This window comes from Naasia aerilata (genome assembly GCF_030296595.1).
Taxonomy (GTDB): domain Bacteria; phylum Actinomycetota; class Actinomycetes; order Actinomycetales; family Microbacteriaceae; genus Naasia; species Naasia aerilata.
Genome location: NZ_AP027731.1, coordinates 300,119 through 326,229 on the forward strand (window position 1 = coordinate 300,119; position 26,111 = coordinate 326,229).

At 72.1% G+C, this 26,111-nt stretch carries 26 protein-coding genes and 3 pseudogenes; 5 read left to right on the forward strand and 24 right to left on the reverse strand.

Going from position 1 to position 26,111, the window contains the following annotated elements:
- From QUE51_RS01625 to QUE51_RS01650, 6 genes and pseudogenes are all read right to left on the reverse strand, one after another.
- A pseudogene (locus tag QUE51_RS01625) lies at window positions 1–782 on the reverse strand (CoA transferase subunit A).
- Entirely contained in the window at window positions 782–1,975 is a 1,194-nt protein-coding gene (gene pcaDC, locus QUE51_RS01630; RefSeq protein ID WP_286277890.1) for a bifunctional 3-oxoadipate enol-lactonase/4-carboxymuconolactone decarboxylase PcaDC, read from the reverse strand. Before pcaDC ends, QUE51_RS01625 begins: the two are co-directional and overlap by 1 nt.
- Window positions 1,972–3,306, reverse strand: coding sequence for a lyase family protein (locus QUE51_RS01635; protein ID WP_286277891.1), 1,335 nt, complete (start codon window positions 3,304–3,306; stop codon window positions 1,972–1,974). The genes pcaDC and QUE51_RS01635 overlap by 4 nt, the downstream gene beginning before the upstream one ends.
- A complete protein-coding gene (gene pcaG, locus QUE51_RS01640) occupies window positions 3,306–3,974 on the reverse strand; it encodes a protocatechuate 3,4-dioxygenase subunit alpha (protein WP_286277893.1) in 669 nt (222 codons plus the stop codon). Before pcaG ends, QUE51_RS01635 begins: the two co-directional genes overlap by 1 nt.
- A complete protein-coding gene (gene pcaH / locus QUE51_RS01645) occupies window positions 3,961–4,725 on the reverse strand; it encodes a protocatechuate 3,4-dioxygenase subunit beta (RefSeq protein WP_286277894.1) in 765 nt (254 codons plus the stop codon). The genes pcaG and pcaH overlap by 14 nt, the downstream gene beginning before the upstream one ends.
- Window positions 4,722–5,909 (reverse strand): 4-hydroxybenzoate 3-monooxygenase, encoded by a 1,188-nt coding sequence (locus tag QUE51_RS01650; protein ID WP_286277895.1) that lies wholly within the window; start codon window positions 5,907–5,909, stop codon window positions 4,722–4,724. The genes pcaH and QUE51_RS01650 overlap by 4 nt, the downstream gene beginning before the upstream one ends.
- 145 nt (window positions 5,910–6,054) lie before the next feature.
- Here QUE51_RS01650 and QUE51_RS01655 point away from each other — a divergent pair.
- A pseudogene (locus tag QUE51_RS01655) lies at window positions 6,055–7,250 on the forward strand (acetyl-CoA C-acyltransferase).
- Between the two features lie 70 nt (window positions 7,251–7,320).
- On the opposite strand, the gene QUE51_RS01660 reads toward QUE51_RS01655, so the two are convergent.
- Both QUE51_RS01660 and QUE51_RS01665 read right to left on the reverse strand, forming a co-directional pair.
- On the reverse strand, window positions 7,321–8,250 hold the full coding sequence (locus tag QUE51_RS01660; protein WP_286277896.1) for an aldo/keto reductase: 930 nt from the start codon (window positions 8,248–8,250) through the stop codon (window positions 7,321–7,323).
- A 72-nt stretch (window positions 8,251–8,322) separates the two neighbouring features.
- The gene (locus QUE51_RS01665) at window positions 8,323–8,964 is read right to left on the reverse strand and encodes an NAD(P)-dependent oxidoreductase (RefSeq protein ID WP_286277897.1); all 642 of its coding nucleotides are present in this window, start codon (window positions 8,962–8,964) and stop codon (window positions 8,323–8,325) included.
- Between the two features lie 207 nt (window positions 8,965–9,171).
- On the opposite strand from QUE51_RS01665, the gene QUE51_RS01670 reads away from it, so the two are divergent.
- Both QUE51_RS01670 and QUE51_RS01675 read left to right on the forward strand, forming a co-directional pair.
- Window positions 9,172–10,662: a flavin-containing monooxygenase gene (locus QUE51_RS01670; RefSeq protein ID WP_286277899.1), complete on the forward strand. Its 1,491-nt coding sequence runs from the start codon at window positions 9,172–9,174 to the stop codon at window positions 10,660–10,662.
- Window positions 10,659–11,489: an alpha/beta fold hydrolase gene (locus tag QUE51_RS01675; protein ID WP_286277901.1), complete on the forward strand. Its 831-nt coding sequence runs from the start codon at window positions 10,659–10,661 to the stop codon at window positions 11,487–11,489. Before QUE51_RS01670 ends, QUE51_RS01675 begins: the two co-directional genes overlap by 4 nt.
- Before the next feature lie 85 nt (window positions 11,490–11,574).
- Here the strand turns inward: QUE51_RS01675 and QUE51_RS01680 are convergent, their stop codons facing one another.
- From QUE51_RS01680 to QUE51_RS17725, 9 genes and pseudogenes are all read right to left on the reverse strand, one after another.
- Window positions 11,575–12,996, reverse strand: a complete 1,422-nt coding sequence (locus tag QUE51_RS01680) for an LssY C-terminal domain-containing protein (RefSeq protein WP_286277903.1) — start codon at window positions 12,994–12,996, stop codon at window positions 11,575–11,577.
- Window positions 12,996–13,844, reverse strand: a complete 849-nt coding sequence (locus tag QUE51_RS01685) for an HpcH/HpaI aldolase/citrate lyase family protein (protein ID WP_286277905.1) — start codon at window positions 13,842–13,844, stop codon at window positions 12,996–12,998. Before QUE51_RS01685 ends, QUE51_RS01680 begins: the two co-directional genes overlap by 1 nt.
- A gap of 28 nt (window positions 13,845–13,872) precedes the next feature.
- Complete coding sequence (locus QUE51_RS01690; RefSeq protein ID WP_286277907.1) at window positions 13,873–14,730, reverse strand: SDR family NAD(P)-dependent oxidoreductase; 858 nt, start codon at window positions 14,728–14,730, stop codon at window positions 13,873–13,875.
- Entirely contained in the window at window positions 14,727–16,334 is a 1,608-nt protein-coding gene (locus QUE51_RS01695) for a GMC oxidoreductase (protein WP_286277909.1), read from the reverse strand. Before QUE51_RS01695 ends, QUE51_RS01690 begins: the two co-directional genes overlap by 4 nt.
- Window positions 16,335–16,389: 55 nt before the next feature.
- Window positions 16,390–17,871, reverse strand: a complete 1,482-nt coding sequence (locus tag QUE51_RS01700) for a C-glycoside deglycosidase beta subunit domain-containing protein (RefSeq protein ID WP_286277911.1) — start codon at window positions 17,869–17,871, stop codon at window positions 16,390–16,392.
- Window positions 17,872–17,957: 86 nt separating this feature from the next.
- Window positions 17,958–18,974 carry a VOC family protein gene (locus QUE51_RS01705; protein ID WP_286279218.1) on the reverse strand — a complete coding sequence of 339 codons (1,017 nt, stop codon included), beginning with the start codon at window positions 18,972–18,974 and terminating at the stop codon, window positions 17,958–17,960.
- A 103-nt stretch (window positions 18,975–19,077) separates the two neighbouring features.
- Window positions 19,078–19,848, reverse strand: a complete 771-nt coding sequence (locus QUE51_RS01710) for a hypothetical protein (RefSeq protein WP_286277912.1) — start codon at window positions 19,846–19,848, stop codon at window positions 19,078–19,080.
- Window positions 19,845–20,327, reverse strand: a complete 483-nt coding sequence (locus QUE51_RS01715; protein ID WP_286279490.1) for a hypothetical protein — start codon at window positions 20,325–20,327, stop codon at window positions 19,845–19,847. Before QUE51_RS01715 ends, QUE51_RS01710 begins: the two co-directional genes overlap by 4 nt.
- A gap of 248 nt (window positions 20,328–20,575) precedes the next feature.
- Window positions 20,576–20,883, reverse strand: a pseudogene (locus tag QUE51_RS17725) (Gfo/Idh/MocA family oxidoreductase); the annotation flags it as partial.
- Window positions 20,884–20,999: 116 nt separating this feature from the next.
- Here QUE51_RS17725 and QUE51_RS01720 point away from each other — a divergent pair.
- Both QUE51_RS01720 and QUE51_RS01725 read left to right on the forward strand, forming a co-directional pair.
- Window positions 21,000–21,395 (forward strand): hypothetical protein, encoded by a 396-nt coding sequence (locus QUE51_RS01720; protein WP_286277913.1) that lies wholly within the window; start codon window positions 21,000–21,002, stop codon window positions 21,393–21,395.
- Entirely contained in the window at window positions 21,281–22,273 is a 993-nt protein-coding gene (locus QUE51_RS01725) for an ROK family protein (RefSeq protein ID WP_286277914.1), read from the forward strand. Before QUE51_RS01720 ends, QUE51_RS01725 begins: the two co-directional genes overlap by 115 nt.
- Before the next feature lie 5 nt (window positions 22,274–22,278).
- Here QUE51_RS01725 and QUE51_RS01730 read toward each other — a convergent pair whose 3' ends face one another.
- The 7 genes from QUE51_RS01730 to QUE51_RS01760 all read right to left on the reverse strand — a co-directional run bounded on the left by QUE51_RS01730 (window position 22,279) and on the right by QUE51_RS01760 (window position 26,098).
- A complete protein-coding gene (locus tag QUE51_RS01730) occupies window positions 22,279–22,686 on the reverse strand; it encodes a hypothetical protein (protein ID WP_286277915.1) in 408 nt (135 codons plus the stop codon).
- A 4-nt stretch (window positions 22,687–22,690) separates the two neighbouring features.
- Window positions 22,691–23,002 carry a hypothetical protein gene (locus tag QUE51_RS01735; RefSeq protein WP_286277916.1) on the reverse strand — a complete coding sequence of 104 codons (312 nt, stop codon included), beginning with the start codon at window positions 23,000–23,002 and terminating at the stop codon, window positions 22,691–22,693.
- Window positions 22,999–23,241 carry a hypothetical protein gene (locus QUE51_RS01740; protein ID WP_286277917.1) on the reverse strand — a complete coding sequence of 81 codons (243 nt, stop codon included), beginning with the start codon at window positions 23,239–23,241 and terminating at the stop codon, window positions 22,999–23,001. Before QUE51_RS01740 ends, QUE51_RS01735 begins: the two co-directional genes overlap by 4 nt.
- Window positions 23,242–23,288: 47 nt before the next feature.
- Window positions 23,289–23,714: a hypothetical protein gene (locus QUE51_RS01745; RefSeq protein WP_286277918.1), complete on the reverse strand. Its 426-nt coding sequence runs from the start codon at window positions 23,712–23,714 to the stop codon at window positions 23,289–23,291.
- 20 nt (window positions 23,715–23,734) lie between these two features.
- Window positions 23,735–24,133, reverse strand: a complete 399-nt coding sequence (locus tag QUE51_RS01750; RefSeq protein WP_286277920.1) for a C-glycoside deglycosidase beta subunit domain-containing protein — start codon at window positions 24,131–24,133, stop codon at window positions 23,735–23,737.
- A gap of 46 nt (window positions 24,134–24,179) precedes the next feature.
- Entirely contained in the window at window positions 24,180–24,962 is a 783-nt protein-coding gene (locus QUE51_RS01755; RefSeq protein WP_286277921.1) for a nuclear transport factor 2 family protein, read from the reverse strand.
- Between the two features lie 71 nt (window positions 24,963–25,033).
- Entirely contained in the window at window positions 25,034–26,098 is a 1,065-nt protein-coding gene (locus tag QUE51_RS01760) for a sugar phosphate isomerase/epimerase family protein (RefSeq protein WP_286277922.1), read from the reverse strand.
- Window positions 26,099–26,111 lie beyond the last annotated feature (13 nt).

Consider the following 26,111-nt stretch of genomic DNA (forward strand, 5'->3'; position numbering starts at 1 on the left):
TCAGCCCTCCTGTCGGGTGCGCACGGTGCGCTTCTCGATCGGCAGATCGTTCGCCTGCTCCGGGGTCAGCCCGACGACGCGGTCGACGTAGATGCCGGGCAGGTGGACCTCGTCCGGGTCCAGGGCGCCCGGCTCGACGACCTCGTCCACCTCGGCGATGGTGACGCGTCCCGCCATCGCGACGAGCGGGTTGAAGTTGCGAGCGCTCTTCTCGAACACAAGGTTGCCGTGCCAGTCGGCCTTGGCGGCGCGCACGAGGGCGAAGTCGGTGCGGATCGCCTGCTCGAGCACGTACTCGGTGTCCTTGCCGAGCAGCACGTCGAAGCTCGCGGTGGGCTTCGGCGGCGAGGAGACGAGCACCCCGCCGTCCGCGCCGTAGCGCCAGGGCAGGCCGCCCTCCGACACCAGGGTGCCGACGCCGCTCGCGGTGTAGAAGGCGGGGATGCCGACGCCGCCCGCGCGGAGGCGCTCCGCCAGGGTGCCCTGCGGCGTGAGCTCCAGCTCGATCTCGCCGCCGAGGTACTGGCGGGCGAACTCCTTGTTCTCCCCCACATAGGAGCCGATGGCGCGGCGGATGCGCCCGGCGGCCAGCAGGAGCCCGAGCCCCCAGCCGTCGACGCCGAGGTTGTTCGAGACGATCTCGAGGTCGCCGGTCCCCTGCTCGAGCAGGGCCCGGATGAGCTCGATCGGGACGCCGTTCAGGCCGAACCCCCGACGGCGATCGAGGCGCCCTCCGGGATGTCAGCGACCGCCTCGGCGGGTGTGGCGACTCTCTTGTCCATCAGTCCTCCTCGTCGTCCGCCGCGTGGGCGGAGGCGTCGTCGTTCTGCGCGGCGGCGGCGGTCTCCGCGAAGACGCGCTTGGCGATCCCGAAGGCGGTGTTCGCGTCGGGGACGCCCGCGTAGATCGCGGTCTGCAGGAGGATCTCGGTGATCTCCTCCTTCGTGAGCCCGTTCCGCTGCGCGGCGTGCAGGTGCAGCTCCAGCTCGTGCCAGTGGTGCGCGGTCACGAGGCTCGAGATCGTCACGGCGCTGCGCATCCGCCGGTCGAGTCCGGGCCGGGTCCAGACGCTCCCCCACGCGTACTCGGTGATGAACCGCTGGAAGTCCCGGGTGTCGGGCGTGATGCCGGCGAGGGAGGCGTCGACGTACGGCCCCGACAGCACCTCGCGGCGCACGATCATGCCGGCGTCGTACCGATTCGCGGGAAACGCGGCGGTAAGCAGGGCGGCGACCGTGTCGGCCCGCTCGACCTGGGCCTGGTGGCCCGTGTCCGCGAGCAGCTCGCTGCGTGCGCCCATCGCCGCGGCGAGCTCGGCCGCCTGGTCGGCGGTGACGACAGGGTCGGAGTCGCCGGCGATCACGATCGACCGCGCGGTGATCGAGCCGGCGTCGGCACGGCGGTCGAACCCGGCGAGCGCCTCGCAGCAGAGCGCGTAGGACTCGTCGTCCACGTCGACCAGGTCCTTGAGCATCCGCCCGACGACATCCGGCTCGCGGGTCAGGTAGCCGGGCGCGAACCAGCGGCCGCTCGTCGCGGCGATCAGTGAGGCGGTGCCCTGCCGGCGCACCTGCTCGGCCCTCGAGGTCCAGCCCTCGGCCTCGCCGATCTTCGCGTTCGAGCAGATCACCGCGAGGCCGTCGAGGCGATCGCCCGCCGGGCCTGCGGCGAGCTCGATGCCGATCGCGCCGCCGAGGGACGCGCCCGCGTAGCGGAAGCGCCCGCCGCCGAGCGAGTCGACGAGCACGAGGACCGCGGCCGCGAGGTCCGCCATCGTGAACGGCTCGCGGGTCGCGGGACTGATGCCGTGGCCCGGCAGATCGAAGCGGACGACGCGATGGGTGGCCGTCAGCCGGCTCGCGGCCGGGGCCCAGGCGTCCGAGACCGTGCCGAGGGAGGGTCCGAGCACGAGCAGCGGGGCGGCCTGATCGGTCGAGCTGGTCGGGTCGAGGACACCGCGGACGACGGGGATCATGCGCTCCTCCGGGAGGCCGCGACGGCGGCGTCGATCATGCGGTCGGACAGGCCGACGGGTCCACCCGTTCCCGTCACCGCGCGGAGTCGCTCGACGGCATCCGGGCCGGCATCCGGCTCCGCACCCACGGCGGTCGCCAGCGCGCCGACGAAGTCGTCGCCGTGCAGCGCGGTCCGGACGAGCTCGGCGGCTCGGGCGCGGCCAACGAACGGCACCAGCGCCCACTGAGCACGCTCGGCGTGGATCGCGCCGCCCGAGAGGTCGAGGTTCTCCCGCATCCGGTCGTCCCGCACGGCGAGCGCGGCCACCGCGGCGGCGGCCAGGTCGGCGCTCTCGAGGGCCAGCCGGAGCAGCTCGCGAAGCGGCTGCCACTCGGCGTGCCAGTCGCCGGACGGACGGTCGTCGAGCGCGAGCTCCGCCCCGAGCAGGGTCGACGCGAGGCCGGGGGCCCGCCGCGCGGCGCCCACGAGCAGCACCGCGGCGACGGGATTCTGCTTCTGCGGCATCGCGGAGGATCCACCCTCGCCCTCCGCGAGCTCCAGGTCGAGCTCGCCGAGCTCGGTGCGGGCGCCCTGCGCGATCTCGAGGCCGAGCCTGCCGAGCGCGCCGAGCAGCACGGCCAGCGCGGCGCCGAGGGAGGCGACGGTGCTCCGCTCGACGTGCCACGGGACGGGGCGGTCGGCGAGGCCCAACCGTTCAGCGTACTCGCGGCGCACCTGGGCGGCCGCGTCCTCGCCGAGGGCGTCGGCCAGCACGGCGAGCGTGCCAACGGAGCCGGCGAGCTGCGCGGGCAGCTCGACCGCCTCCAGCGCGCGCCATGCGCGGGTGATGCCGTCGAGGAGCACCGCGACGCGCAGGCCGAACGTGGTGGGCGCGGCCTGCTGGCCGAGCGTCCGCCCGGCGACGGGCGTGTGCCGCGTCTCCTCCGCGAGCGTGGCGAGACCGTCGAGCACCGGTCCGAGCGCGGATCCGATCGCGGTCCGGGCTCGGGCGGCGACGAGCATGGCCGCCGTGTCGAGGATGTCCTGACTCGTCGCGCCCTGGTGGAGCACGGCCTGCACCTCGCCGGTCGCGCCCGCTTTCAGCGCCGCGAGCAGGGGGATCACCGGGTTCCCGCCGGCCCGCCCGGCCGCCGCGATGGCCGGGACATCGAGCTCGATGTCGCCGAGGCCGGAGGGCCCGCTCGGCGCGGCGCCCGCGGTCGCGAGGGCGCCGAGCAGGGCCTCCTCCGCGTCGACCATGGCGCGCACGTAGGCGTCGTCCCCGACGATCGTCGCCGCTGCCGGCCCCGTGGGGTCGAGCAGGCCGACGTCGAAGGGCACGTCCGCCATCAGCGCGCCGCGGCCGGGTAGTCGAGGAAGACCGTCTCGCCCTCGCCCTGCAGGGTGATGTCGAAGCGGTACGAGGTGGCCGTGTCCTGGCGGGCGAGGAGGGTGCCGCGCCGGTCCTCCGCGACCCCGCTCAGCAGGCTGTCGGTCGGCTCCGCCTCCCCCTCGGCCACGAAGTAGGCCCGGGTGAAGAGGTGGTGCGCGAGGCCGCGTGCGAACAGGGTGAGGAGCGCCCAGCGGGGTCCGTCGCCGGTCGCGCCGGGCACGACGGTCGTGAACTCGTAGTGCCCTCCCGCGTCGACGGCGGCGCGGCCGAAGCCCGTGAAGACCCCACGCGCGCGGTGCCGGCTGCCCGGCTCCTGGACCATGCGGCCGTCGGCGTCCGGCTGCCAGAGCTCGATGATGGCGTCGGGCACGGGCGTGCCCGCGCCGTCGCGCACCGTGCCGTGCAGGCGCACGGAGCCCGGCGAGGCGGGCGGAACCAGCTCCGGTCCTCCGTCATACGGCAGCGAGAAGCCGAAGAACGGGCCCACCGTCTGGGACGGGGTCTGGACGAGCGGCGGGAGGCCCTCGAGCGGCTGCTCGCGGGCGAGGCGCTCCGTCAGGACGGGGTGCTCCTCCCCGGACACGGCGTTGTCGGTCGCGATCGGATCGGGCTCAGTGGTCGGCATGCTCGTCCTCCATCCAGGTGGCGGTCGCACCGGTGAGCACGATGTCCCAGCGGTATCCGAGTGCCCATTCGGGCACGGAGAGGTTGTGATCGTACGTCGAGATGAGCCGGTCCCGAGCCGCCTGGTCGGGGATCGACTGGTAGATGGGGTCGAGCGCGAACAGCGGGTCGCCCGGGAAGTACATCTGCGTCACGAGGCGCTCGGTGAAGGCGTTCCCGAAGAGCGAGAAGTGGATGTGCGCGGGCCGCCAGGCGTTGCGGTGGTTGCCCCACGGGTACGGGCCGGGCTTGATGGTGACGAAGCGGTAGCTGCCGTCGTCCCCGGTCAGCGCGCGGCCGACGCCGGTGAAGTTCGGATCGAGCGGCGCGGGATGCTGGTCGCGCTTGTGGATGTAGCGGCCCGACGCGTTGGCCTGCCAGATCTCGATCAGCTGGTTGCGCACCGGCCGCCCGTCGCCGTCGACGACGCGGCCCTCGACGATGATCCGCTCGCCGAGGGGCTCCCCGGGGTGCTGGATGGTGAGGTCGCTCTCGTACGGATCGACGTCGATGTGCCCGAAGGCGGGCGTCGTGCGCTCGATCTCCTCCGGGTCCGTCTTCACGAGCTCGTGGGTGGGGTGCCGGAGGATGCTCGACCGGTAGGGTGCGAAGTCGCGCGACGGGTGCCGCGACGGGATGCCCCGCTCGGCAGCCTCCCGCTGCTTCTCCTGGATCTCCCGGGTGATGTCGTCCTGCGTGGGTTCTGCTGTCATTCGATCGCCAATCCCGTGTACTGCTCGGCCAGGGTCTGCTGCGCGTGGCGGGAACCCGTGACGTAGGCCAGCTGGCCCACCCGGCTCCGGTACCGGAACGGCCGCTCCCCCTCGGGCGTCTCCGCGCCCGGGGTGTGCAGCATGTCCGTCATCCACTGCGAAAAGTACTGGATCTTCCACTGGCGCTCGAGCGCTCGGCGGCTGTAGCTCGCGAGGAGCCCGTCGCTTCCGCCGTTCGCCGCGGCGAGCGCCTCGCCCAGCATGGCGACGTCAGCGATCGCCGCGTTGAGGCCCTTCGCCCCCGTGGGCGGCACGATGTGGCCCGCGTCCCCCGCGAGGAAGAGCCGCCCGTACGCGAGCGTCGACGCGACGGAGGAGCGCATCGGCGTGATCGACTTCTCGGTGATCGGGCCCTCGGTGAGCGTCCAGCCCGCGGTGCCGAGACGCTCCTGCAGGGCGGCCCAGATCCGCTCGTCGCTCCAGTTCGCGATGTCGTCGGTCGGATCGACCTGCAGGTAGAGCCGCGACACCGTGGGGCTGCGCATGGAGTGCATGCCGAAGCCGTCCGGGTGCAGCGCGTAGATGAGCTCGTCGGTGCTCGGCGCGACGTCGGCGAGGATGCCGAGCCACGCCGCGTCGTAGGAGCGCTCGGCGACGTCGAGGATCTCGGTGGGGATCAGCCCGCGGCAGACGCCGTGATAGCCGTCGGTGCCGATCACGAAGTCCGCCTGGACGACGTGGTCCTCGCCGTCGTGCCGGAACTCGAGGCGGGGCGCGTCGCCATCCACACCCGAGGGCGTCACGTCGCTCGCGCCGTAGAAGACCGCGCTGCCGAGCTCGTCGTGGCGCGCCATGAGGTCCTCGACGACGCGCTGCTGGCCGTAGACGGTGACCGTGCGGCCCACGAGGTCCTCGAAGTCGATGTGCGTGCGGCGCCCCTCGACCTGCAGGTGGATGCCGCCGTGGACGAGGCCGTCGGTGTGCAGGCGCTCGGCGAGGCCGTAGCGGTCGAGCACGTCGACGGACGCCTGCTCGAGCACGCCGGCGCGGATCCGGGACAGCACGTGGTCACGCGAGCGGTGCTCCACGAGCACGAAGTCGACGCCGTGGGCGCGGAGGATGTGGCCGAGCAGGAGGCCGGCCGGGCCCGCGCCGACGATTGCGACCGGTACTCGGTGCTGCATGCGGTCTCCCTCGATCGACGCGTCTTCCCAACGTGCCAGGTGCACTCCTCCTCCGCGCGCGCACTTCCGCCAGGCGGAAGGGTGCAGTCGGGGTGGCCGCGCCCGTAGGACCCTGGATCCGAACCCGCACCGATGGAGGAGCACCATGACCGTCCCCGACTCGACCCTGCCCCGCGCGGTCCTCCTGGGCTACGCCCGGACGCCCTTCGTGCGCTTCGGCGGCCAGTTCGCGGGCGTCCCCGCCGTCCAGCTGGGCGCGGCGGCGGCGCGGGCGGCGCTCGAGCGCGCCGGGGTGTCCGCCGAGGACGTCGACCAGGTCGTGGTCGGCCAGGTCCTCCAGGCGGGTGCCGGCCAGAATCCCGCGCGACAGACGGCGGTGGCGGCCGGCGTGCCCATGACCCGTCCCGCGATCACCCTCAACGCGGTCTGCCTGTCGGGCATCGAGGCCGTCACCGAGGCCCACCGCCGCATCGCGCTCGGCGAGGCGGAGGTCGTGCTCGTGGTCGGGCAGGAGTCCATGACCGAGGCCCCCGCCTGCTCCCGGGGTCGCGAGCCGGCGCGAAGTACGGCCCGGTGACCCTGCAGGACTCGACCGACTACGACGGGCTCACCGACGCCTTCGAGCAGCGGAGCATGGGCGCCTCCACCGAGCAGTACTCCGCGGCACGCGGCATCACCCGGGAGGAGCAGGACGCCTGGGCGCTGCGGTCGCACCGGATGGCGTCCGCCGCCCGCCCCGCGCTCGCCCAGGAGATCGTCGCGGTCGAGGTCACGGCGGGCAAGGCGACCCGGACGGTGGAGGCCGACGACGGCATCCGCGACGACGCCTCCGCGGAGTCGCTCGCGAAGCTGCGTCCCTCCTTCTCCCCCACCGGCGCGATCACCGCGGGCAACGCCTCGCCGATCACGGACGGCGCCGCCGCGGTGGTCGTCGCAAGCGAGCGGTGGGCGGCCGAGCGCGGGCTCACGCCTCTCTGCGCCGTGCTGAGCACCGCCATGGTCGCCGGCCCCGATGTGTCGCTGCTGAGCCGCCCGGCGGAGGCGATCACGCTCGCCGCGGAGCGCGCGGGGGTCGACGTGCGGGATGTGGCCGCGATCGAGATCAACGAGGCGTTCGCCGCCGTCGCGGTCCAGTCGGTGCGCGAGCTCGGCGTCGATCCGGAGCGGGTCAACCGGGACGGCGGCGCGATCGCCCTCGGACACCCCATCGGCGCATCCGGCGCGCGCATCGTCGGGCACCTGGCGCTCGGCCTCGCGGAGGCGGAGCCGGGCACGCTCGCCGCCGCGGGCATCTGCGGCGGCGGCGGGCAGGGCTCCGCGGTCATCCTCCAGGCGCTGTAGGGGCCGCCCGAGGTGGCAGTTGTTGCTGTCACCTCGGCGAGGTGGCAGCACCTACTGCCACCTCGCGGGCTCAGGGGACCTTGTAGCCGGCGGCGCGGAACAGGCCGTACCACTCCTCGCGGGTCAGCGGGATCTCGGAGCCCGCAGCCGACTCCTGCACGCGCTCCGGCTTGGTCGTGCCGAGGACGACCTGGATGTTCGCGGGATGCCGCGTGATCCAGGCCACCGCGATGCCGCTCGGGGTGACGTCGTACTTCTCCGCCAGCTCGTCGAGCAGGTCGTTGAGCTCGGGGAACTTGTCCCGGTCGCCGACGAACACCCCGGTGAAGAACCCGCCCTGGAACGGCGACCAGGCCTGCAGTGTGATGCCGTTGAGGCGCGAGTAGTCGAGGATGCCGTTGTCGCGGTCGATCGACTGGTCGAGACCCGCCATGTTGGCGGCGATGCCCTGAGCGAAGAGCGGCGCGTGCGGGATGCTCAGCTGCACCTGGTTGACGAGCAGCGGCTGGTTCAGCGAGCGCTTGAGCAGCTCGACCTGGCCCGGCGTGTGATTGGAGACGCCGAAGTGGCGCACCTTGCCCGCGCTGTGCAGGGTGTCGAACGCCTCAGCGACCTCGTCAGGCTCCACGAGGGTGTCGGGACGGTGCAGGAGCAGGATGTCGAGGTAGTCGGTCTGCAGTGCGACGAGCGACTCGTCGACCGAGGTGAGGATGTGCTCCTTCGAGAAGTCGAACCAGCCCTTCCGGATCCCGACCTTGCTCTGCAGGATCACCTCCTCGCGGTCGTAGGCCGCGATGGCGCCGGCATCGCCGAACCGCTTCTCGCAGCCGTGCCGGTCCTTGCCGTAGATGTCGGCGTGATCGAAGAAGTTGATCCCCGCGTCGCGGGCCGTGCTGACGAGGGTGCGCACCTCCTCGTCGCTGAGCGACTGGATGCGCATGAGGCCGAGGATGACGTTGGACGCGACGAGGTCGGTCCCGGGAAAGGTGAGAGTCTTCACCCTCCCGTTCTACTCTCCGACCCCCGGCGAGGCGGACCCGTTGCGGCCGGGCCCGCCTCGCACTAGGCGCGGTCAGTAGGCGACGTGGAAGCGCCGGCGACGGTGCGCGGCCTGCTCGAGCTCGTCCACCACGGCGATGGCCAGGTCGGCCCCGGAGATCGAGGAGTCGCCGTTCTCGTCGGTGAGCAGCACCTCGTCGCTCAGCCGGTAGGAGCCGGTGCGCTCGCCCGGCACCCACGAGCCGAAGCTGGCGGCGGGGCTCACGTAGAACCAGTCCAGGTCCTCGGGCGCCGCGCGGAGAGTCTCGAGGAGCGCGATGCCGGTGTGGATTTCGGGAGCAACCTCCGGAGCCGGCTCGTGGAGGTCGATCAGCCGGGGCCCGCCCTCCGAGACGTGCATGGACGATGCGCCACCCAGGACGCCCAGCCGGACGCCGGCCCCGACCGCGAGGGGGATCAGCCGGTCCACGACCTCCTCGAGCCGGCCCGCGAGCTCGCCGCGAGGCGACAGCGTCTCGAACACCGCGTCGGCGTCCGCCACCGTCTCGGCGAGGAAGTCGTCCTCCAGCACGTTGCCCGTCCGGTAGACGGCGCCCTCGACCGGCTCGGCCGGGGCGTTGCGGCTGTAGGAGGTAACCTCGTGGCCGCGGGACACGGCCTCCCGGACGATGTGGCTGCCGGCGTAGCCGGTTCCGCCGATGACCTTGATGCGCATGGAGTCTCCTGTCGTTCGCCGGCCCGGACGGCCGCATCTTCGACAACCCGTGTGCCCTCCGGAGGATTCCTCGACCTGCCCACTTCTGCGGCAACTCGGCGCTGACTTGCCGCAGAAGTGGGCAGGTCGAGGAAGTCGGGTTCAGGATGTCCCGGGCGCGGCTTGCTAGCGTCGGAGGCTCCGGGACGACGAAGGCGGGGACGAGCCGTGGACCACGTGGACGTGCTGATCGTCGGCGCAGGCATCTCCGGGATCGGCGCCGCCTGCCACCTCGTCCGGGAGTGCCCCGACCGCACGTTCGCGATCATCGAGTCCCGGGATGCGGTCGGCGGAACCTGGGACCTGTTCCGCTACCCCGGCATCCGCTCCGACTCCGACATGTTCACCTTCGGCTACGAGTTCGAGCCGTGGCGGGAGCCGAAGACCATCGCCGACGGCTCGTCGATCCGCGCGTACCTCGCCGACACGGTGCGCAAGTACGGCATCGAGTCCCGGATCCGCTTCGGCACCCGGGTGCAGCGTGCCGAGTGGTCGTCGGCCGACGCGCGCTGGACTGTCACCGTCCGCCGAGGCGATGCGGGCGAGGAGACGCAGCTGACCTGCTCCTTCCTCTCGGTCTGCACCGGCTACTACCGCTACGACGAGGGGTACACCCCTGACTATCCGGGCAGGGACGACTTCGCGGGCACCGTGGTCCACCCTCAGCTCTGGCCGGAGGACCTGGACTGCGCGGGCAAGCAGGTCGTCATCATCGGCAGCGGGGCGACCGCCGTCACGCTCGTGCCGACCCTCGCCCGCGAGGCCGCGAAGGTGACGATGCTGCAGCGCTCCCCCACCTACATCGCGTCCAGGCCGAGCCGGGATCGGTTCGCGGACCGGATGCGCCAGTCCCTTCCCGCGCGCATCGCGTATCCGATCGTGCGCTGGAAGAACGTCCTCTACTCGATCGTGACCTACACGCTGAGCCGCAAGGCGCCGAGCATCGTCAAGTCGGCGCTCCGCCGGGACCAGGTGCGGACGCTGCCGGCCGGCTACGACATCGCGCGGCACCTCACGCCCTCCTACGAGCCATGGGACCAGCGGCTGTGCGTCGCGCCGGACGGCGACCTCTTCGCCGCGATCCGGGCGGGCCGCGCCGAGATCGTCACCGACCACATCGAGCGCTTCACCCCGCACGGCATCCTGCTGCGCTCGGGCGAGGAGCTGCCGGCCGACGTCGTCGTGTCGGCGACGGGTCTCAAGCTGCTGCCGATCGGCGGCATCGAGCTCGTCGTCGACGGGAGCACGGTCGACGTCGCGAGGACGATCGCCTACAAGGGGATGATGCTGTCCGGCGTGCCGAACTTCGCGCTCACCATCGGCTACACCAACGCATCCTGGACCCTGAAGGCCGACCTCGTCGCCCGCTACGTCTGCCGCCTTCTCAACCGGATGAAGCGGACGGGAGAGGACTCGGTCACGCCGGTCGCCCCGCCGCTCGATCCGTCGACGCTCGAGCCGCTCATCGACTTCAGCTCCGGCTATGTCCGCCGCAGCGTCGACCTGCTGCCCAAGCAGGGACCGGCCGCTCCGTGGCGGCTGCACCAGAACTACCTCAAGGACGTTCAGCTGATGCGCCGCGGGCCGCTGACCGACGGCGTGCGCTTCGGCCGGTCCGCGGACGCGCTGCGACCGACGGCGGAGGCGACGGCGCGGTGAGCACGGGGGCGACGGCGGAGCTCGTCGTGGGCGGACGATCGGTCCGCTACCGCGACACGGGTGCCGGCGACACGGTGGTGCTCGTGCACGGCATCGGCCGCAGCCTCGAGGACTGGACGGAGCAGCACGACCTGCTCTCGAGCGACTACCGCGTGATCAGCGTCGACCTCCCCGGGTTCGGCTGGTCCGACCGGCTGGAGGGGCCGACCACGCTGAAGCGGCTGAGCGCTTGGCTGCCGGCGTTCCTCGACGAGCTCGGCGTGACCGAACCCGTGCATCTTCTGGGCAACTCGCTCGGCGGCGCCGTCACGATGGCGTTCGCGGCGGAGCATCCGGAGCGCGTGCGCGACCTCGTCCTCGTCAACAGCGCCGGGTTCGGACGGGAGGTGGCGCTGGGCCTGCGACTCCTCGCCCTCCGCCCGCTGACGCGCGTCCTCCTCCGGCCGCGCCGATCCTCGGCCGCCCGCACTCTGCGCGGCATCTTCCACGACCCGTCGTTCTCCACCGAGGAGCGGGTGGAGCAGGCCTACGTGCTCGCGCAGCGGCCGCGGGAGGCGATGCTCGAGATGGGCCGCGACCTCGGCACCGTGCGCGGCGTCCGCGAGGGGTGGCGACGCGACCTCCTCGCCCGGCTCGCCGAGCAGGACCTGCCGACGCTCGTCGTGTGGGGCGCGCGCGACCTCATCCTGCCCGCGGTGCACCTCGAGGCCGCGAAGACCGCCCTGCCGCACGCCCGGACCCACCTCTTCCTCGACACGGGGCACATGCCGCAGATCGAGCAGGCCGAGGCCTTCGCGGAGCTGGTCCGGGACTTCTACCGGGGCTGACCGCGTCGGGGACCCCGGGCCGAATCGGGCAATCCGGGCCGCCGCTGAGGCCCGGAAACGCCGAATCGGCCCGTCCTGTCCCGCCTCAGGACTCCTTGACCGTGACGACGCTGCGCCACCCCGCGCGGTGCGCCGTGCGGACGTGGAACTCGCGCACGTCGCCCGCGGAGAGGGTGATGAGGATGCCGACGTCGAGCGCGAGCTCGAGGACCCAGATGCGGAAGCCGAGCCCGGTCGGCTCCACGGGTCCCGCGAGCAGGGCGAGGACCACGCCCGCGACGCTCAGGGTGAGCGCCACGAAGCGGGCGTCGGGGTGGCCCCAGAACGTGTACTGGGCGACGAACAGGTAGGCGCCGCCTGCCGCGAGGATGAGGAGGAGCAGGATCCACACCCGGTCCGGGCCCTCCGGCACCCCGAGCAGCCAGGACTGCATGCGCGGCATGACGGACGACCCGATGGCGCCGAACGCCGCGGCCAGCGCCACGACGATGGCGAGGGCCACGCGAGCCAGCATGAGCAGGTAGCCGGCGTAGAGGGTCATGGGCCGCTTCACCCGGTTCGACGCCGCCGTGTCCTTCGCCGTGTCGAGAAGAGACCGCGCGGAGGCGCGCACGGGCCTTCCGCTTCCTGCGGCGGCACCGGGGCCGGCCGTCGCCGTGTCCGGCAGGGGCGCCTCCGCGGGCGCCGCCCGGATGGCGCGGACGTCGAGGATCGGCAGATCGCCGTCGGTCGCGATCGCATCGCCCCCGCCGTTGCGCGAGTGGAAGCCGGAGGAGAAGTTGCGGATCACCGTCCGCTCGACCTCGCTGCTGCCCGCCAGGATCGTCGCGACGATGTGGTCGCGCTCCTGGTCGATGTCCGCGTCGATCTTGTGCGTGATCTGCAGCGTGAAGATCGAGAGGCCGACGCTCCGGTCGTAGGTGCCGGCGGCGAGCCAGTCCGCGCGGGCGCCGCCGGGCAGCAGCCAGCCGGGCGGCGTCTTCCAGAACCGCACGTGGTGCCGCCGCCGGGGATCCCCGGCGACCTGCTGCTGGTAGGTGAACTCCTGCATGCCGCCGAACAGGAAGAGCGGGCTGACGGGCGCCGTCAGATAGCTGCGCCGCGTGAGCGTTGAGGTGACGATCCGGAGGCCGCTGCGGAAGCCGAGCTCGTCGGCCCGGTCCCAGCCGGCGAGCCGCATGGCCGTGTGCAGCTGGTCCTCGTTCCCGAGGAAGCCGAGGTTGACCGGGTCGCCCAGCAGGCCCTCGTAGGTGCGCGTGCGCCCGATGAAGTAGTCCGGCACGTAGACCCGGGTGAGGATCGTGTGCACGCGCGGCAGGAGGAGGTAGGCGAGCACGACCCAGAAGACGAGGACCAGCCAGAGGTCCTCGATCCCGCCGATCAGGATCCGCCGCACCGTGAGCACGGCGAGCCAGCCGGCCGCGACGGCGCCGAGCAGGAAGAAGACGTTGTCGACGCCGGCGAGCGCCCGCTCCGTGAACGGCAGGGCGACGCGCCGGCGTGCCATCAGAGTCCTTCGAACGCCCCGCCGTCGACGCCCAGCTCGGTCGCGAGCCGGCGGATCTTCTGTGCCCGGCCGAGCCGCGGGAGGTCGCTGCCGTCGATGATCTCGCGGCCTCGCGCCTCGAACGCACGGAGGAACTCGGCGGCCCACTCGATGTCGGAGGACGTCGGGCTGATCACCTCGTTGACGACGGAGATCTGCTCCATCCGGAGGCACAGCTTGCCGGTGAGGCCGAGGGCCACCGAGAGCGCGGACTGCTCGCGCAGCAGCGGGTGGCTGCTGCCGACGGTCGGACCATCGATGGGGCCGGGAAGACCGCCGACTCGGCTGGCGACGACGAGCCGCGACCGCGGATACGCCATCGCGAGGTCGTCGGCGCTCGTGCCCGTGTCCCGGCGGTAGTCGCCGCTCCCGAACGCGAGGCGGAAGGCGCCGCGGGCCCGGGCGATGTCGACGGCCGACTCGATGCCGAGCGCCGACTCCACGAGCGGCAGCACGGGAGTCGCCCCGCCCAGCTGCTCGAACGTCTCCGTGACGTGCTCGCCGGCCTCGACCTTGGCGAGCATGACGCCGAGGAGTCCGGGCACGCCGCGGAGCCGCTCGACGTCGTCCTGCCAGAACGGGGTCGACCGGTCGTTGATGCGGACCCACGCGTGGCCGCCGTTGCCCAGCCACGTGGCGACGTCTTCGCGCGCCTCGGGCTTCCGCTTCGGATCCACGGCGTCCTCGATGTCGAGCACGATCTGGTCGGCGCGCGACGAGGAGGCGGTGTCGAAGGTCGCGGGCTGGGTGCCGTTGACCAGCAGCCAGGACCGCGCGATGGCGGGATCGACCGTGCGGGCAGGACGCATCAGGACACCTCGACGCTGAGAAGGACGCTCACGTCTCGACTGTCTCACGGAAGGTGTTCTCGTCCCAATCGGCCGGCGACGGATCCCCCGCGCGAGCGGCCGCCGCGATCGTGTCCGACATGTACTTGACCCCGCGCGACGAGGAGAACCCGCCGTCCACGGCGAGCTCCGCTCCGGTGACGTAGGACGCCGCGTCGGAGAGGAGGAACGCGACGACCGCGGCGACCTCCTCGGCCTGTCCGGTCCGCTCGAGGGGCGTGAGGGCGAGCTGCGCGGCGGTCATGGCGGCCGGCGCCGAGGCCATGAGCGGCGTCTCGATGTAGCCCGGATTGACCAGGTTGACGCGAATCCCGCGCGACCCGTACTCCGTCGCGGCCACGGCGCTGAGACCCCGCAGGCCCCACTTGCTGGCCGTGTACGCGGCGGTGTGGTGCGGAGTCACGGCGGCGGCGGAGCCGATGTTGACGATCGAGCCGCCGCGAGCCATCAGCGGCGCGACGGCCTGCATGCCGAGCATGGCGCCGGTCAGGTTGATCGCGAGCACCCGGTTCCAGTCATCGAGCTCGACCTCGCCGAGGCGGGCCCGGAACGCGACGCCCGCGTTGTTGACGAGGCCGTGCACCGGCTCGCCCTCGAGCTCGTCCGCCAGGCGGTTCCACCCGCCCGGGTCCGCGACGTCGAGCGTCCGGTACTCCACCGAGCCCGCCAAGCCGGCGGCCGCCTCAACCAGCTCGGCGGGCGCCTCCGCTGCCAGGTCGGCCGCGATGATCCGGCTGCCGTTCGCGGCCAGCAGCAGGGCCTCCGCGGCCCCTTGGCCACGGGCCGCTCCGGTCACGACGATCGTGCGTCCGGACAGGCCGGGAAGGGCGATCTCGGGCGCGGTCATGCCGCGGGGATCCCCTCGCTTCCGGTCACGTCAGCGGCCGCCAGGTCCGCGGCCGCCTTCCGGGCGCCGCGAACGGCGAGCGCGACGCTCATGAGCGTCGGGTTCATGCTCGTCGCCGTGGGGATGGTGCCGTTGCCGCCCACGTACAGGTTGTCGAAGCCCCAGACGCGCGAGAAGGGATCGGCGACGCTCGTGCCGTCGTCGACCTCCCCGATGCGCGTGGTGCCCTGGAAGTGCAGGCTCGAGCCGGGCGGCAGCAGCCGGGGCTCGGCGATGAAGGTGCCGAGCGACTTGCCGGCGCGGCGCAGCATCGCCGTCGCGCGCTCGATCTCCGCCTTCTCCTGATCGCCCAGCTCGTAGGAGATCGTCATGTTGGGGAAGCCGCGATAGTCGAGCTCCGCGTCGTCGAACGTGACGCCGTCCTCGAAGCGCGGCTGCTTCCGCGCGCCGTAGCCCATGTTCACGTAGCCCCAGGTGTTCCCCGCGTGCGGGTGGGTGGGGTCGAGCGGGAAGGGCGGATTCTCGGCGTACATGACCTGCAGCGAGAACGGGTGGTCGGGCTCCGACGAGGGGATGCGGTTGACGGCGCCAACGGGGTCGGCGGGATTGAGGGCTCGGCGGGCGAGCTCCACCTTCAGGTCGTCCTCGGTCGCGAACCGTGCCATCCGCTCGCCGTCGAGCGCGACCGTCGAGATGACCATCGGATGCTCTGTGAGGTAGTGGCCTAGCGCCGGCGGCCTGATCCCCGACGCCCAGAGCAGCTGCGGAGTGCGGAACGCGTCCGCCGCGACGACGACGAGGTCGGCGGGCACGAACCGGGTCACGTGCGTGCGGAGGTCCTCGACCGTGACCCCGGTGGCCCGGGCGCCCTCCGTCTCGACGCGGCGGACCAGGCTCAGGTCGCGCAGTTCGAACCGCTCGGCGAGCGGCGAGCCGACTTCGATGAGGGGGCCGAACACCACGTCGGCGCCCGCCCACTGGATCGTGCCGTCGGGCTGCGGGTCGCCGGCGACCGGAAGCGTGCTCACGCCGCGACCCTCAGGCAGCTCCGCGCCGAACTCCTCGTCGAGCAGTGCGCGGATGGCGCCGCCGATGGGCGAGTCGGCGAACGCGGCGCTGTTGGCGTGCAGGAGCTTCTCGGCCGTCGAGACGAGGTCCTCCCACTCGTCTCCCGGGATGAACGACACCAGCTCGGAGCCGGAGGGCCGTGGGATGGCGGCGGTCCAGTGCGCACCCATGCCGCCGACGTTGGTGGAGGCCGCCGCAGCCGGGAACGTTGGCGCGTGGGCGCTCCCCTCGCCGCCGAAGTCGAGCAGGTGGGTGCCCTGCCGGGCGGTGAACATGCCCTCCACGACGACGCCGGCGGGAAGCCCGAGCGACTCCCGCAGCGACCCCGCCTGGGGGCCCTGGGACAGCTCGCGCGCCCGCGCCTTCTCGTCGGCGTCGGGGATGTTGCGCACGCTCGCGCCCGGGCGCTCGGTCAGCTGCGGGCCGGCCTCGAACATCACGACGCGCGCGGTCGGGTGGCTCTCGAGCACCACCCGCGCGTACGCGGCGCCGATGGGGCCGCTGCCGACGATGGCGATGGTGGGCGTGTCCGTCATGGTCTCTCCTTCGAGGATGGGCGTGCGGTGCGCGCGACGCGCGGCCGATCCGTCGTCACCGGGTCGCGGCCGGAACCTCGCTCATCGAGCGGCGGATGAGGTCGTGCTGCTTGCGCACCAGAACAAGGGGGTCGACCTCGCCGAGCTCGGCGAACGCATGGCCCTCCCACTCGCTCGACCAGTAGCCGCGATAGCCGCCCTCGACGAAGACCCGCACGAGCTCCGGGTAGTCGATGGCGGGCTCCTGGCCGCTCTCGTCGATGTCGTAGAACTTGGCGTGCACATGCAGGATCTGGGGCATGATGTCGGTCCACTCGTGCACGTCCACGTGCCCATGCATGTTGAAGGCGAGGTGCGCGAAGGCGCCGAGCCGGCCCGGGTCGAAGTCGCGGCCGTTCAGGTAGCCGATGAACTCCTGCTGCCGCTCCCGCATGGACGCGTCGGTGGCCCAGATCCGCTGGAGCGTGTCGACCGCCTCGTCGTCCAGTCCCGCCCGGCGGACCGCCCGCAGCAGCGTCGGCGACATGCTGTGCATCGTGGAGGAGAAGTCGGCCACGAAGCCGAGCAGCGGCGACTGGATCTCGTCGTAGAGGTCTCGCACCTTCACGATCTCGGGCGAGTTGGGGCCCATGGGGGCGTGGATCTCGTAGGCCAGCTTGAGCTCCAGCTCCTCGGCGATCGGCAGGAGCCGCCGCAGGAGCTCCGGCTTCGCGCTCTGGATGCGGATGAGGGGGAAGCCGAGCTTCTTGGCGCCGTGGAAGAGGATCTCGCTGAACTCGAACTCCTCGTCCGGTGTCATGTCGCGGTCCCGGCGGCGTCCCATGTCGAGGTTGGCGCCGAACGAGCTCGCGTCGAAGCCGTGGCGGTCGAAGGCGGCGCGCCAGGTGCGCTCGAACCCGTCCGACACGACCGGATAGGTGCGCAGCATCTGGGACGCCACGATCTCGATGCCGGGGCCGATGCCGAGCTCGGCGACGCGGTCGAGGAGCCCGTCGAGGTCGTACCAGCCGGCCCGGTACTCGGCGCTCGCCGAGTAGAGCGTGAGCCCGAGCTTGAAGGGGTCCGCCTCGGTGGCGGGCGGGGGCGCGGACACGTCGTTCACGAGCGCGGGCGGCTCGGCGCCCTGATCGGTCACCGCCAGCGTCCGGTGCTCCTCCACGTGGTTCGGCACGTACATGCCGGCGCCGCCGTCGCGGCCCGGTGCGATCTGCATGTAGGGCAGGCGCAGGTCGCCGACCAGGTCGATCCTGTGGGCCTCGCCGAGAGCGACGGGCTGGTCGCGGCGCACCACGAGCAGCGGATGCTCCTGCAGGTACCAGAGCACGTCGCTCTGCTCGGGGAGCTGGTCGAGGGAGTACCGGGTGTCGTCGAGCTCCAAGGACAGGTCGGCGGCGGGCACCTCCTCGCCGTCGACGCTGAGGGTGAAGGAGGTGACCGAGGAGAGCCAGAGGCTGCGGTACCAGGGGATCGTCAGCGAGAGGGCGAGACCCTCGGGGTGCAGGCGCAGGCTCGCGTTATCGAGCAGTCCGTTCGGCATGGGGATCCTTTGCTTCTTGCTGGTTCGGCGCAGCGGTGCGCCGGACGAAGGAGACGGGGCCCCGGAAGGGCCCCCGGAGGCTGCGCTCAGCCCTGCCCCTGCTTGGCATAGGGGTTGAGCAGCGCGTCCTTGATCTCGTCCGGCACGCCCTCCTCGGTCGCGGAGGGGCCGTCGGCCGGCGGGAACGACTCGGTCATCGACATGGGCATCCGGCTGTTGCGGTAGAGGTTGTTGCTGCCGAGCGACGGCTTCCAGGTGTTCGGCGTCCAGTCCGGCACGTAGTTGCGGTAGCCGCCCGTGTTCAGCTCGATGCGCAGCGTCGACGGCTCACGGTAGTAGAGGAAGTTCTGCTCGCCGATGCCGTGGATGGAGGGGCCGTACTCGATCGCGGTGCCGTTCTCGAGAAGGACGTCTGCCGCGATGAGGAGCTCCTCGCGGGTGTCGACCCAGAAGGCGTAGTGGTTGACGCGACCCGCGCGAGTGGATCCGTCGAGGACGACGCCGAGGTCGTGCGACTTCTCGTTGGTCGTGAGCACCGAGAACACCGAGATGGGCGCCTCGTCGAGCACGGTGCGGGCCATGATGCGGAAGCCCAGCACGTCGTTGTACCAGGCGGCGAACGCGTCGACGTCGCTCGTCGCGACGGTGACGTGGTCGAGCTGGCGGGGAGCGCCGGCGACCTTGCTGCGCTTCTCGGGACGGTCGGGGTAGATCGAGGCGACGGAACCCGGCGCCTGGTGGCGCTCCACGTCCCAGTGCAGCGTCATGCTGTGACCCCACGGTCCGGTGAAGCGATAGGCGCGGCCGATCTTGTAGCCGTCGACCCACCCGCCCGTCACGCCCGCCGCTTCGACACGCTTGGCCGCCTCCTGCAGAGCCTCGGGGCTCGAGACCCGCCAGGCCATCGTCTCGAGCGACGGCTCGTCGCCCGGCACCACGACGACCGAGTAGGCGTAGTAGTCGCCCCAGCAGCGCAGGTACACGGCCCCGTCGACCCGGTCCACCTCGGTGAGGCCGACCTGCTTCACGTAGAACTCGACCGACGACTCGACGTCTGGCGATGTGATGGCCACATAGGAGAGGTGGGAGAGCAGCTTGATCATCATCGATCCTTCCGGAACGGCACGGACACCGGCCTCCGTCCACTATCCGGTCCGGCGGAGGATCGAGGAATCGGAGTCTTCCGATTCCGTGGATCACTTCGGCTTATGCCGCTCCGGAGCGGCCGGAGAGGATGTGGTCCACCAGCGCGGCATCGGCGACGAGGTCCGCGACGTCGTCGTGGAGGTCCTCACCGGCGAGGGCCGCGAGCGCGCGCCGCACGGTGAACCGCTCGACCGACTCGAAGCGGCGGGGCGCCTCCTCCCGCCCGGCGGCGTCCGTCGTCGACACCGAGCAGCGGCTCCCGAGCTCCTCGACGACGATCTCGGTCGTCACCTCGCCGAGCGCTCTGACCCGCACGAAGCTGCGGGCATCCGGGGCAACCGTCGCGCGCAGGAGCACCGGGATGCGATCGGGGCCGGCGGCCAGCAGCGCAGAGACCGCCTCGTCGTCGGCGGACGACTGGTCCTGAGTCAGCGCTCCTCCGAGCTCCCGGCTCCAGCCCAGGGCGTCGCGCAGGACTGCGGCGAGTTGCTCCGCTCCCGCGAGGCACTCGGCGACGAGCATCCGCGGGGGCGCCGCCCCACGGTCTGCGCGGGCGGCGAGGGCGTCGTCGACGAGGTCTCGCCGCAGGCGCCGCCGCTCCAGCACGACTCGTGCACCGCTTCTCCTAAGCGCCTCGATGCCGGCGGCGGACGCGGGCGGATCACCGGCCAGGACGAGCACCGTTCCGGCGAGCTGCCCGTCCGGGCGCGCGGAGCCCTCGACGACATGGATCTCCGCCTGCGCGGCCGGCGCCGCAACCGCGGAGACGGGAAGCTCGCGGAGGGCGACGGCGTAGGCGGGGACCTCGGTGTGCACACGGATCGGGGTCATGCGGGCACGCCCCGGACGACGTCGGCGGCGCCGTCGGCGATCGCGATGGCGAACAGGGCGTCCGCCAGCACCCCGTCGTAGTCGATGGCACGATCGCCGCGGAGCTCGGCGTCGAGCGCCCGCCACTCGCGCACGTAGCCGTCGTCGGGATCGGCGGGGTGCTCGATGAGCCGGCCCTCGGCGGTCCGGACCCGGACCACCGCCGACCCCGCGTGGACGAATGCGGGCGGATAGTCGATGTCGACGACGCCGCGGGTGGTGCCGATGCTGAGGCGCCACTGCGCATCCGGGCCGTCCGGGAGCATCACGGCGGCGAGCTGCACCTGCACCCTGCTCGACCGGAAGCCCACGGCATAGCCGATGGGCGGGACGGCGCGAGCGAAGGAGATGCGCTCGAACTCGGGCGCCAGCTCGCGGATGGCGGGAAGATCGTGGATCCCGAGCCCGAGCAGCAGCTGCCGCACCACGCCCGCCGCCACGTTCGGGTCCGTCCAGTCCGGCGCCCCCGCGGCGGGGCCGCGTCCGGCCGGTCGTACTCGCCGACGAGCGCGTGGTACCGGCCGTTCGGCGGCAGGAGCAGCGTGGCGGCTGCTGTCTTCACCTCGCCGCCCAGCTCCGCGAGCGCGCGCCGGGCCGTCGACCATGCCGGGTCGTACAGGTGGTTGGTCCCCACCACCAGCGCGACCCCGGCTGCCCGGGCGAGGTCCACGAGCTCTCGCGCCTCCTCCGCGGTCGTCGCGAGAGGCTTCTCGCACAGCATCGCCCCAACGCCGGCGCCGATGGCGAGCCGCACGTGAGCCGCGTGCAGGTGCGGGGGCTGCAGATGGCCACGACCTCGACGCCCGCTGACGCCACGAGCTCCTCGGCATCGCGCGGGGCGAGAGCGCCGGCCCGCGCCGCGAGCCGCTCTGCCCGTCCGCTGCCGGCGTCGGCGATCGCGGCGATCCGAAAGAGATCCGGGAGGCGCGCGAGGGTCGGCAGGTGCAGCGCGGACACTCCCGGCCCGGCACCGAGAAAGCCGACTCCCCGAGCCATCCGCTCCCCTTCTTCCGCTCCCGACGTGCTCGAACGATAGCGCCGACTTCTGCTCCATGTCGGCCGAAGTCGCCGGCTTCGGGCGGCGCGGGACTCGGTCCGTGTGAGAATCGAGCATGGCCAGGCATTCCTCTCTGCGCTTCGGCGCGCAGACGGACGAGGTCACCAGCCTGCTCCACGTCGTCAACCTGGTCCGGCTCGGGGAGGCCGCCACCCGGCCCGAGATCGGGCGGCTGACCGGACTCGGCCGCGGAGCCGTGACCCAGCGCATCGACCAGGCGATCGAGCTGGGCTACCTGGAGGACGGCGAGTTCGGGCCGTCGTCGGGGGCCGGGCACCGCGGACCCTGCGATTCCGATCCGGTCAGGGGCGCCTCCTCATCTGCGCCCTGGGCGCCATGCACATCCATGTCGGCCTCACCGCCCTCGAGGGCGACGTGCTGGACCAGCGCCATCGGAGCTGGGACATCGCGCGCGGGCCGGGAGAGACGCTCGAGGCGGCGATGGCCATGATCGACGACCTCCTCGTCGCGAACGGCGACTCTCCGCTGTGGGGCATCGCGATCGGGGTTCCGGGGCCTGTCGACTTCGCCACGGGGCGGCCGGTAGTGCCGCCCATCATGCCGGGCTGGGACGGCTTCGACGTGCGCGGCGCCTTCGAGCGTCGGTACGGGGCGCCGGCGTGGGTGGACAACGACGTGAACCTGCTCGCGTTCAGTGAGCGAGCGCGGCGCCGTGAGCAGCGGCCCGACCTCCTTTACTGCAAGGTCGGCACGGGCATCGGCGTCGGGCTGCTCTCGCAGGGGCGCATCCACCGTGGCGCGAACGGCGCAGCCGGTGACATCGGCCACGAGCGGGTGCGGGACTCCGAGGAGGCCTGCCGCTGCGGCAAGGTCGGCTGCCTCGAGGCGGTCGCCGGCGGGTGGGCGCTCGTCCGGGACGCGGAGGCGGCCATGACCGCCGGAACCGCCACGACTCTGCGGGGCGGCGACGGGCCGCTCACCGCGGAGCAGATCGCCCGCGCGGCTGAGGACGGCGACGCGCTCGCCGTCTCGCTGGTGCGATCGTCCGCCCGCACGGTGGGCGCCGCGCTCGCCTCCCTCGTGAACATGTTCAACCCCGCCGTCATCGTGCTGGGTGGCGCGGTCGGCGCCGGCGCCGGGGACGTCTTCCTCGCCGAGGTGCGCCACCAGATCGCGGAGCTCGCGCAGCCCCTCGCCACCCGAGACCTCGACGTCGAGCAGTCCCTCGGAGACGTGCGCGAGCCGCTGCGCGGGGGCGCCGAGATGCTGCGGGAGCAGCTGTTCGACGCCACGTTCGCGCGATGGTTCACCGAGGGGCGCCCGCGGCTGGAGGTCCTGCGGGACCGGGCCGCGCGGATCTCCGCCTGATCCGCTCAGGCCACGTCGCGAGAGACGCTCGGAAGAGGCGCCGCGTCGAGCAGCAGGTCCGCCTCGGCGCGGAAGGGCAGCACGAGCGGGGCGTCGGGTCCCGTCCGCAGGTAGGGCACCAGGAGCTGGAAGGCGACGGCCACCGCGTGCACTCCGGGGCGGACCGGACGGTCGGCCGCGAGGACGAGCCGGTCCTGCAGGAACCACCAGGACCGCTCCCCGGTAAGCCCGGACGGGTCCACCCGGCGGCCGCCGAGCAGGACGGAGAGCCCCTCGACCGGATCCCCGTCGATCGTCAGGTCCAGTGCGCGCACGCAGGACACCGGCATGGAGCGGATCCAGGGAAGGGCGAGCCGCAGCTCGACACCGCCCGCCCCCGTACGCAGCGCGTCGCTGCGGAGTACCGATTCCATCGCCCTACCGGTCCTCTCGTGCGCTGCTGCTGCCCGACCCGGCTCCTGCCACCAGGGCGGCCGCCGCGAGATCCAGGTGCTGTCGGGTGATCGCGTTCGCATCCCCGTTCAGCCACTCGTGGCCACCCCACTCGCTGGTGAGCGTGCCGCGGAAGCCCGTCTCCGCGAGCAGCCGCCCGAGATCGCGCAGCGGCCCGGAGACCCGCTCGTCGGCGTCGTCCAAGTCCCAGAACTTGAGGTGGAACCCTCCGACCAGCGGCACCACCTCCCGGAGGACGCCCGCATCGGATCGCCCGAAGCGGATCAGCAGGTTCATGTAGAGGGTGTGCACCGCGGGCGGAACTCCCCCGATCGGAGGAGCGCGATCACCGCCTGCAGCGTCTCGGGTGCCCGCCAGTCCTCGGTGAGCCGAGACATCAGGTCCGCGGGGAGCCCCGCGGTCGCGAGCAGTTCGAGGTAGCTCGGGGGCAGGGCGGGCATCAGCATGCTCGTGTCGACGAGCAGCCGCACGCGCTGATCGTCGAGGTCGGCGATGTCCGTGATGGCGGAAGCCACGGCCGGAGCGTCCGGTGGTTGCTGCCCCTGGATCTCCTCGTAGAGCGTCAGCTCCAGCTCGTGCAGGAGCGGCTGGAGTCGGCGCAGCAGCGCCGGCCCCGCCTCGCCGATCGGCAGGCGGATGCCGGTCGCCCCGAGCCGCCTGGCGGCGTGCAGCTGGGGCAGGAGGAAGTCACAGCGCTCGTCCTCGGTGCGCGGGCGGCCGTCCGGTCCGAAGTCGTCGATGCTCGCGCCGACGATGCTGATCCGGCCCCCGCCTCCTCGACGGCGCTGCGGAGCGCGTCCACCTCCTCGGCGGTGGGTTCCGGGAAGGACCGCAGGGCCTGCCCGGCCTCGAGCTCGATCACGGTCGCGACGCCGTCCCCCGCGATCGCCGCGACGATCTCCGGCGCGGGTCGCTCCGCCCGGATCACCTCCGGCGTCCAGTTGAACGAGCTCGCGGCCAGGGTCCAGCCGTTCGGCAGCTGCTGCATGATGATCGCCTCTCCTCGCGTCAGGCGAGCACGACCTCGCGCTCGACCGGCACGCGGTTGGTCACGTACCGCTGCGGCGCGATCTGCATGTAGAGCAGCCGCATGGTGAGCACGACCTCGACGGTGAGCTTCTCCCCCGGCTCCGGGACCGGGTCGAGGGAGATCACCACGTCCGGACGGTCGGCGACGAACCAGAGCGTGTCCCACTGCTCGGGCAGCTCCTCGATGCGGTAGCTCCGCCCCTGCAGCTCGAAGCGCAGCCGGTCCTTCGGCACGTCGACGCCGTTCACGGACGCCGCGACGTCGTCGACCGCCGAGAGCCACAGGCTGCGGTACCAGGGCAGTTGCAGCGACACGGCGATGCCGTCCGGGTGACGCCGGACGTCCTTCTCGGCGAAGAGTGAGTTGTGAGTGGCCATGTCGGCTCCAGGTCTCGAGGTTCGTGGTCTGCGACTGCGAGGGCGCTCAGTCGAAGAAGGTGTCGACGAAGGTGTCGTGCGGGACGGGCGGCACCGGCTCCAGCTTCTGCACGGTGCTGGGGCTGTACGGGTGGTTCTCGGAGGGCACGGGGCGGTCCGCCTTCGGCATGAAGACGGGCTTCCCGTCGTCGCCGAAGTACATGAGGTCCAGGTCGAAGGCGCCCTGGTTCTTCTCCCCGAAGCTGACCCAGTTCTCCTCGAAGGGCGCGCGGGCGAGCTCGTAGCAGCGGAACTTCCAGATCTTCCACTCGCCGTCCTGCTTGAGGAAGTCGATCCCGTACTTGCACCACACCCAGTGCGCCCACACCTTCTTGCCCTGCACCAGGTTCGGCGAGTACATGTCGGGGAAGCCCTTGGCGACCTCGGGGTCGGTGAGCCCGGACTCCGTGCCGGCCATCAGCCAGACGCCCTTGGCCGTCTTCCCGTCGGCGGCCACCTCGATCACCGGGGTGGTGGTCGCGTGCAGGATCAGCTTGCCGACCGGCCGCGGCCGTCCCTGGTGGTAGCGGATCACGCTGTCGTACTCGGTGTACTCGCCGGCGTTCGTGTAGCGCGCGCGGATGCCCTCCGTGCCGCGGCTCACCCAGAGCGGGATGATCTGCTCGTCCTCGAACGCGTTGTGCAGGTGCATGTAGCGGCTGAAGAGGTTCTCGATCGCGCCGCGGTCGTGCGCGGACTGCGCGACCTGGCTCAGCGAGGCGACTTGGGCGCGCAGCTCCGCGAGCTCGGCGCGCAGCTCGGCGGTGGTGTTGTCTTCGGTGGTGGTCATGGATCCTCTTTCGATGGGTCGGGCAGGGACTACGGGGAGATGGAGAAGGATTCGGGGCTCGCCGCCGCGGCTTATGCGCCCGCGGGGCTCGGCACGCTCTCGGCGACGGTGTCTTCGATGGCACGGCGCATGAGCGCGTGCTGCTGCTTGACGAGGTCGACGGGGTCGGATTCGCCGAGGTCGGAGAACGCGTGCCCCTCCCACTCGCTGGAGAGGTAGCCGGTGTAGCCGCCCTTCACGAACTGGCGGACGATCCGGGGGATGTCCATCGCCGGTTCCTGGCCGGTCTCGTCGATGTCGTAGAACTTGGCGTGCACGTGGAAGATCTGCGGCATGATGTCGAGCCACTCCTCCGGCGGCACGAGTCCGTGCATGTTGAAGGCCAGCCGGGTGAAGGGTCCGAGGCGGGCCCAGTCGAAGCCCTCCGAGGTGAGGAACTCCTCGAACTCGCCGTTCCGCACGTACATGGGTGTCGGGCGGTGCCAGATCTCGTCCATGACCGGGAAGTACTCCTCGGGCATGCCCATCTGCCGCATCGTCCGGAGCAGGGTCGGCGACAGGCTGTGCATGGTCGAGCTGAAGTCGGCGGTGAAGCCGAGGCGGTCCGAGCCGAGCTCGTCGTACAGCTCGCGGATCGCGACGACCTGCGGGTCGTTGGGCCCCGACGGTGCGTGGATCTCGTAGCCCAGCTTCTGGTCGTACTGCTCGGCGAGCGGCAGCAGGCTGCGCAGCAGCTCCTTTCCCGCCGAGCGGATCACGACCTTCTTGAAGCCCAGCGTGTTCGCGGTCTTGAGCTGCCGGGCGAGGAAGTCGTGCTCCTCGTCGGGCGTCATGTCCCGGTCCTTGCGGCGGCCCATGTCGAGGTTGGTCCCGACCGCGCTGGGCTCCAGGCCGTACCGGTCCATGCTGTCGCGCCAGAGCTTCACGAACTCGTCGTCGACGTCGGGATAGGTGCGCAGCATCTGCGCGATGTTGAACTCGACACCGGTGCCGAGCCCCTCGGCGTGCACCGCCTGGATGAGCGTCTCGGGCGTGTAGAGGCCCGCGGCGAACTCGGAGGTGAGCGAGTAGAGCGTGATGCCGAGCTTGATGCCCGTCCCCGCGATGCCGTTCTCGTCGTTCTTCTCGTCGGTCATGTCGATCCTTCCG

Excerpts from the sequence above, each read along its gene's own strand:
- QUE51_RS01725 (WP_286277914.1), top strand. The coding sequence starts at position 21,281 with ATGCACATCCATGTCGGCCTCACCGCCCTCGAGGGCGACGTGCTGGAC.
- pcaG (WP_286277893.1), bottom strand. The coding sequence starts at position 3,974 with ATGCCGACCACTGAGCCCGATCCGATCGCGACCGACAACGCCGTGTCC.
- QUE51_RS01700 (WP_286277911.1), bottom strand. The coding sequence starts at position 17,871 with ATGCCGAACGGACTGCTCGATAACGCGAGCCTGCGCCTGCACCCCGAG.
- QUE51_RS01710 (WP_286277912.1), bottom strand. The coding sequence starts at position 19,848 with ATGACCCCGATCCGTGTGCACACCGAGGTCCCCGCCTACGCCGTCGCC.
- pcaH (WP_286277894.1), bottom strand. The coding sequence starts at position 4,725 with ATGACAGCAGAACCCACGCAGGACGACATCACCCGGGAGATCCAGGAG.
- QUE51_RS01635 (WP_286277891.1), bottom strand. The coding sequence starts at position 3,306 with ATGGCGGACGTGCCCTTCGACGTCGGCCTGCTCGACCCCACGGGGCCG.
- QUE51_RS01760 (WP_286277922.1), bottom strand. The coding sequence starts at position 26,098 with ATGACCGACGAGAAGAACGACGAGAACGGCATCGCGGGGACGGGCATC.
- QUE51_RS01705 (WP_286279218.1), bottom strand. The coding sequence starts at position 18,974 with ATGATCAAGCTGCTCTCCCACCTCTCCTATGTGGCCATCACATCGCCA.
- QUE51_RS01680 (WP_286277903.1), bottom strand. The coding sequence starts at position 12,996 with ATGGCACGCCGGCGCGTCGCCCTGCCGTTCACGGAGCGGGCGCTCGCC.
- pcaDC (WP_286277890.1), bottom strand. The coding sequence starts at position 1,975 with ATGATCCCCGTCGTCCGCGGTGTCCTCGACCCGACCAGCTCGACCGAT.
- QUE51_RS01755 (WP_286277921.1), bottom strand. The coding sequence starts at position 24,962 with ATGACCACCACCGAAGACAACACCACCGCCGAGCTGCGCGCCGAGCTC.
- QUE51_RS01690 (WP_286277907.1), bottom strand. The coding sequence starts at position 14,730 with ATGACCGCGCCCGAGATCGCCCTTCCCGGCCTGTCCGGACGCACGATC.
- QUE51_RS01745 (WP_286277918.1), bottom strand. The coding sequence starts at position 23,714 with ATGCAGCAGCTGCCGAACGGCTGGACCCTGGCCGCGAGCTCGTTCAAC.
- QUE51_RS01665 (WP_286277897.1), bottom strand. The coding sequence starts at position 8,964 with ATGCGCATCAAGGTCATCGGCGGAACCGGCTACGCCGGCAGCCACATC.
- QUE51_RS01750 (WP_286277920.1), bottom strand. The coding sequence starts at position 24,133 with ATGGCCACTCACAACTCACTCTTCGCCGAGAAGGACGTCCGGCGTCAC.
- QUE51_RS01730 (WP_286277915.1), bottom strand. The coding sequence starts at position 22,686 with ATGGAATCGGTACTCCGCAGCGACGCGCTGCGTACGGGGGCGGGCGGT.
- QUE51_RS01735 (WP_286277916.1), bottom strand. The coding sequence starts at position 23,002 with ATGAACCTGCTGATCCGCTTCGGGCGATCCGATGCGGGCGTCCTCCGG.
- QUE51_RS01720 (WP_286277913.1), top strand. The coding sequence starts at position 21,000 with ATGGCCAGGCATTCCTCTCTGCGCTTCGGCGCGCAGACGGACGAGGTC.
- QUE51_RS01650 (WP_286277895.1), bottom strand. The coding sequence starts at position 5,909 with ATGCAGCACCGAGTACCGGTCGCAATCGTCGGCGCGGGCCCGGCCGGC.
- QUE51_RS01685 (WP_286277905.1), bottom strand. The coding sequence starts at position 13,844 with ATGCGTCCTGCCCGCACGGTCGATCCCGCCATCGCGCGGTCCTGGCTG.
- QUE51_RS01695 (WP_286277909.1), bottom strand. The coding sequence starts at position 16,334 with ATGACGGACACGCCCACCATCGCCATCGTCGGCAGCGGCCCCATCGGC.